5 protein-coding genes are annotated in these 6163 nt (G+C 32.1%); all 5 read right to left on the reverse strand.

Annotation, left to right across the window (positions count from 1 at the left end):
* Positions 1-1049 (reverse strand): sodium-dependent transporter (locus VK998_RS02185; RefSeq protein ID WP_325224979.1); only part of this gene is annotated, 1049 nt, incomplete at its 3' end.
* Positions 1050-1348: 299 nt separating this feature from the next.
* Positions 1349-3406: a sigma-54 interaction domain-containing protein gene (locus VK998_RS02190; protein WP_325224981.1), complete on the reverse strand. Its 2058-nt coding sequence runs from the start codon at positions 3404-3406 to the stop codon at positions 1349-1351.
* Between the two features lie 101 nt (positions 3407-3507).
* On the reverse strand, positions 3508-4713 hold the full coding sequence (locus VK998_RS02195) for an electron transfer flavoprotein subunit alpha (protein WP_325224984.1): 1206 nt from the start codon (positions 4711-4713) through the stop codon (positions 3508-3510).
* Between the two features lie 29 nt (positions 4714-4742).
* On the reverse strand, positions 4743-5534 hold the full coding sequence (locus tag VK998_RS02200; RefSeq protein ID WP_325224986.1) for an electron transfer flavoprotein subunit beta/FixA family protein: 792 nt from the start codon (positions 5532-5534) through the stop codon (positions 4743-4745).
* Positions 5535-5555: 21 nt separating this feature from the next.
* Positions 5556-6163 (reverse strand): acyl-CoA dehydrogenase family protein (locus VK998_RS02205; RefSeq protein WP_325224988.1); only part of this gene is annotated, 608 nt, incomplete at its 5' end.

Raw genomic sequence — 6163 nt, forward strand, 5'->3', positions numbered from 1 at the left:
ATAATAGCTGCTTTTTTCCTTACAATCTTTTTCCTCTCAATAAGATAGGTCACCGATACCTCTAGCATGGAAATAGAAGATGTTAAAGCAGCAAAGAAAAAGAAGACAAAGAACATTGCTCCAAAAAAAGCTCCAAAGGGCATTTGACCAAAAATACTTGGTAAAGTTACAAAAATAAGTCCTGGCCCTTCACCTGGAGATACTCCAAATGCAAATACAGCAGGTAAAATTGCAAGTCCAGCTAATAATGCAACAAGTGTATCGGTTATTACAACTGAATATGTAGCTTTAGGTAAACTTTCATCTTTGCTTAAATAACTTGCGTAAGTTGCCATAGCACCAGAACCAAGGCTTAGAGTAAAAAACGCCTGTCCTACCGCAGCAACAATAACTGAACCTGTTACTTTAGAAAAATCCGGCTTCAAATACCAAATTACACCTTCTTTTGCTCCTGGAAGTGTCAAAGAACGGATAACTAGCACAATTAACAACACGAACAATGCAGGCATTACAATAGAAGAAACTTTTTCTATCCCTTTGGTTATACCTTTAATTATAACTATAGTGTTGACTGCTAAAAATATAATTGTAAATATAGCAACTTGAGGCGAATTCACAATAAAATTCCCAAAGATGGATTCTACTTCTCCTGGACTTATGCCGGTAAATTTCCCTGATATAAATTGAATAAAATAATAGATTGACCAACCACCAATTATATTATAAAAAGACAGAAGAATTGTAACTGCTATCATTGAAAGATATCCAGGAACTTTGAATCTTTTGTCGTACTGCCCATATGCTTCAACAACATCTGAGCCCCCATGTCTACCTATAGCCATCTCAGTTAATGCAATAGTAGCTCCAATTACAAATATACTCACTAAATATATTATAACAAATGCGCCACCACCATGCTTCCCAGTAATATATGGGAACCTCCATATATTACCTAGACCTACTGCAGAACCAGCTACAGCCATAATAAATCCAAACTTTGATTTGAACTGTTCCCTGTTATTTGTCGTTTCTAACTCAGTATTGTTCATAATATCCTCCTTTATAATTTTTTCGATTCAACAAATTCTTTTAAACATTTATCCATAGCTCATGTATATTACCCCCTTCTTTTAATTTGAATATTAAGAATATTTAAACTGTTAAATATAAAAATCTATTCTACATAATATAATATTGCATACTTTATGCCAATAGAATAATAGTACAAATATTGTGAATCTTTTAACTATTATGTGTTTCAACACCTCTTAATTTCTTAAGTATGATTTTATAAAAATCATTTTATATAATAATTTATGGGTTAAATGGTATTGTATTATGGTCCCGTTTAACCCAGTTTTATATATTCTAATATATTTAGTCCTTCTCTAGTTATAACAGTACCAGCTCGTCCTTCATTTACTTTTACCATTTGTAATTTCCCTAATTCGGTTAACATTCTTCTAATCTCTTGTTCGCTTAAAAATATTCCATTCGATTTTGCTATTTTATGAATGCTTCTTCTTCCTAATCTTCTATTATCAATATAAGCTTTCTTTAACTCTTCTAATATAAAAATATATTTTCTTAAATCATCACCAGTGATCTTTAAAAATTCTACCATCATTTCTCTTTGTATTTGAATATTAAATTCAGTATCCAAATTTTCTTCATATTCAAAAGGTAGATCTTTCCCATCTATTATTCTTAAATCTAAATTTACAAGGTATTCTACAGAATTTATTAGCTCTCTTACATTTCCATCCCAATTATGGCTCAGTAACAGTTCTTTTGCTTTTTGTGTCAATATAAAATTACCATTAAATTGTTTTTTTGTTTCTTCAAATAAAAATAATATATCTTCTTTTCTAATTCTTAAAGGAGGTAATTTTAGCGGTAAAACATTTAGTCGATAATATAGATCTTGTCTAAATTTTCCTTCATTAACCATACTTTTTAAATTTTTATTTGTGGCTGCTATCACCCTAAAATCTACATTTATTATACTATCCCCTCCTAGTCGTGCTACTTCCTTTTCTTGAAGAACTCTAAGAAGTTTAACTTGAAGATTCATAGGAATTTCTGCAATTTCATCTAGAAACAAAGTTCCATTGTGAGCTAATTCAAAAAGCCCTGGTTTACCACCTTTCCGTGCACCTGTAAAAGCACCTTCTTCGTATCCAAATAATTCGCTTTCTAAAAGACTTTCAGGAAAAGCACCACAGTTAATAGCTACAAAGGGATAGTTTTTTCTTGGTGAACTATTATGAATTGCTTGAGCAAATAATTCTTTTCCTGTGCCTGTTTCCCCAGTAATTAATATTGATGAATTAGAATTGGCCATTCTCCTGGCAATACTTTTACTTTTATTAATGACATTGCTTTTACCCATTATATCATTAAAATGATATCTTGCCACATGACCTTTTCCAATTAATTTCTTCCTCAACATAATCTGTTTCTTTTCTGTGTCCTTATATTTCCTTATTATAGCAACGGCTCCATATAATTTTTCTGAGTGGATTAATGGATTAACAGATACAATAACATCTTCCCCTTTTATTTTTATGATTTTTTCCTCCACTGGTTTTAAATGTTTTAGAGCAGATTCAAATGGAATTTCAGTGAATAACTTTAGTCCATTTTTATTAAGGACTTGTTTTTCTTTAAAGCCCAATATCTTTCTTGCATGATCATTATATAAAAATATTATTCCATCGGAACCAACTCCAATTACCCCTGCATCAATAAGTTTTAATAAAATATCTAATTGACTTTCACGACTATTAGACAAACCTAAAATTTCTGCTAAACCAAAATTTGCAGTTTCAACTTCTTTATAACTTGTGCCAATGTCCTGTCTATTTAACATAAACATTAAATTAAATTTAATTCCAATATCAATTATTGTATTGAAATCTAATAAACTATTTCCTATATTTATTATTTTCTGTGCTAACTTTGGAACATAATTGGATTGTCCCAGAATAAGTATGGTCTTATCTTTGATATCTTCTTTTATTGACCAGTATGATTTTAAATCTATATGCCTTACACCTAATTGATAAATTACAGAAATCATTTGCTCCGTCATTTCAGAGCTTTCATCTATCAATACTACCTCGGTCCCTTCTTCAATATCCATTATTTTCCCTAATCCTACCTTGGATATTGTTCTATTAGCAAATATTAAATCTGTTCCTTTGTTTATATATTTTTTTATCTTTTTAAACATATCATAAGAAGGGATTAAAATTGCATCTGTATATATTTTTTTATTAATTTTAATATCATCTATGGTAATTTTATTAATATTAATATTTTCTCCAAATAAACTCCTTATCTGAGCATAATAAGAATTTACCGACTCTATACTATAACTTACAATAGTTAAAGTCCTCTTCATAATTTCCCCACCTTTAGTTTTATTAATATAATTTACTATATTATACACTATAGAAAAGTTAAAGGATATAGATTTTTATCTATATCCTTTAACTTAACCTATCATACAGTTTCCATTATTTCATCAATATTATCTAATCCCTTTATTAATTCAGGTATTATTTCATATACATCTCCAACTATACCATAATCTGCTACTTCAAATATAGGTGCATCTTTATCTTTGTTTATAGCAACTATGATTTTTGAGTCCTGCATACCAGCCAAATGTTGGATTGCTCCTGATATTCCACAGGCAACGTATAGTCCTGGTCTTACGGTTTTACCAGTTTGACCTACTTGATGGGATTGTTCTATCCAACCTGCATCTACTGTAGCACGACTTGCTCCCACTACTCCACCTAATTTCTCCGCTAATTCTTCTATTAACTTAAATCCTTCTGGATTTCCTAGTCCTCTACCGCCGGATACTATAATAGGTGCTTCTTCTAATTTTACCTGTGCTTTCTTTTCTTTAACTGATTCTATAACTTTTGCTCTAATATCTTCTTCACTTAATTCAGGAACAATTATTTCAATATTCCCATTCCTATTTTCATCATACTTGGCTTTTTCCATAACTCCTGGTCTAACAGTGGACATCTGAGGTCTATAATTAGGACATATAATTGTAGCCATTAAATTCCCACCAAAAGCAGGACGAGTTTGCATTAATCTTCTATTCTCTAAATCTACATCAAGTCTCGTACAATCTGCAGTAAGCCCTGTATGTGTTCTTGCTGAAATTCTTGGTCCTAAATCTCTACCTATATTGGTAGCTCCAATTAATATGATTTCCGGTTTCCTTGTTTTAATTAAATCGCATATTACTTTTGTATATCCCTCTGTTGTGTACTTTTCTAATAAAGGACTATCTGCATATAAAACATTATCTGCTCCGTATTTAATAAGCTTATCTGCTAATTTTTTAACATTCTTCCCTAATAAAATAGCTGATAAATGTGTCCCCAACTCATCGGCAATCTTTCTTCCTTCTCCTAGTAATTCTATGGAAACATTCATAAGATTTCCATCTCTTTGTTCTGCAAAAACCCAAACACCTTCGTATTCTTCTATATTAACTCCTTGTTTTTTCTCCTCTTCCTTTTCTATTGCTCCTACTGGACATTCTTCTACACAAGCACCACATGCTGTACATTTATCCGTTATAACTGCTTTATCATCTACCATTTCTATGGCTTCAAAGGGGCAAACACTAACACATACACCACAACCAATGCATTTTTCCACCAATACTTTTACTGCCATACCTATATCCTCCTTCCAATAAATCAAAATTATATGATTTTTTCTTCCTTTAATCTAACTATTAGTTCCCTTGCTTGTTCTTTAGGGCTTCCATTGAGTATTTCTGATTCTCCACCTCTTCCTGGTGGCGTAAAGGATTTATTTACTTTAGTTGGTGAACCATCTAATCCAATATTGTTTACATCAGCTTTAATGTCTTTGGCTGATAAAACTTTTATCTTATCTCCTTTATAAGCCTCATATATTCCTTTTATGGATGGATACCTAGGTTCATTCAGTTCCTTTATAGCAGTAATTAAAGCTGGCATTTCAGATTCGATGATGAAATATCCATCTTCAAGAGCTCTCCTTGCTTTAATTTTACCATTTTCTATATTCAATTCTTCCACATAGGTTATCTGTGGTATACCCAAATGTTCTGCAATTTGAGGACCTACTTGAGCCGTATCTCCGTCTATAGCTTGTCTTCCACAAAATATTATATCATAATTGCCTATATAATTAATACCTGCAGCTAATGCAGTAGATGTAGCCCAAGTATCAGAACCTGCAAAGGCTCTATCGCTTAAAAGTATTCCTTCATCTGCTCCCATAGCTATAGCCTCAACTAAAGCTACTTCTGCTTGAGGAGGTCCCATGCTAAGTAATGTTACTTTTACATTTTCATTTTCATCTTTAATTCTCAATGCTTCTTCTAAAGCATTTTTATCATCTGGATTGATAATACTTGGTACTCCTTCTCGAATTAAAGTTCCCTTTACAGGGTCTATCTTTACTTCATTGGTATCTGGAACCTGCTTAATACATACTATAATATTCATCTATTTTCCTCCTTCATCTTATTATCTTAAGAGGTTAGCTGCAATAACCATCTGTTGTACTTGGGAAGTACCTTCATATATTTCTGTAATCTTGGCATCCCTCATCATTCTTTCTACAGGATAATCTTTTGTAAATCCGTATCCACCATGGAGTTGAACACATTTAGTAGTTACGTTCATGGACACATTAGCTGCACATAGTTTTGCCATTGCTGCTTCCTTATTGTAGGGAAGTCCATTTGCTTTATGATAAGCTGCTTTATATACCAACAATTTTGCAGCTTCTATTTCAGTAGCCATATCTGCAACCATCCATTGTAATCCTTGAAACTTAGCTAAAGGTCTACCGAATTGTTGTCTCTCTTTAATATATTTGATACTCTCCTCTAATGCCCCTTCTGCTATACCTAATGCTTGGGCTGCTATACCTATTCTTCCACCATCTAAAGTTGACATGGCAATTCCAAAACCCTTGCCTTCTTTACCTAAAAGGTTTTCTTTTGGAATTATACAATCTCTAAATATTAACTCTGCAGTAGATGAACCTCTAATCCCCATCTTGTCTTCAATTTTTCCTATACTAAATCCAGGAGCATCTTTTTCTACTATAAAAGCAGATATACCCCTAG

This window comes from Schnuerera sp. (assembly GCF_035459645.1).
Taxonomy (GTDB): Bacteria; Bacillota; Clostridia; order Tissierellales; family Tepidimicrobiaceae; genus Schnuerera.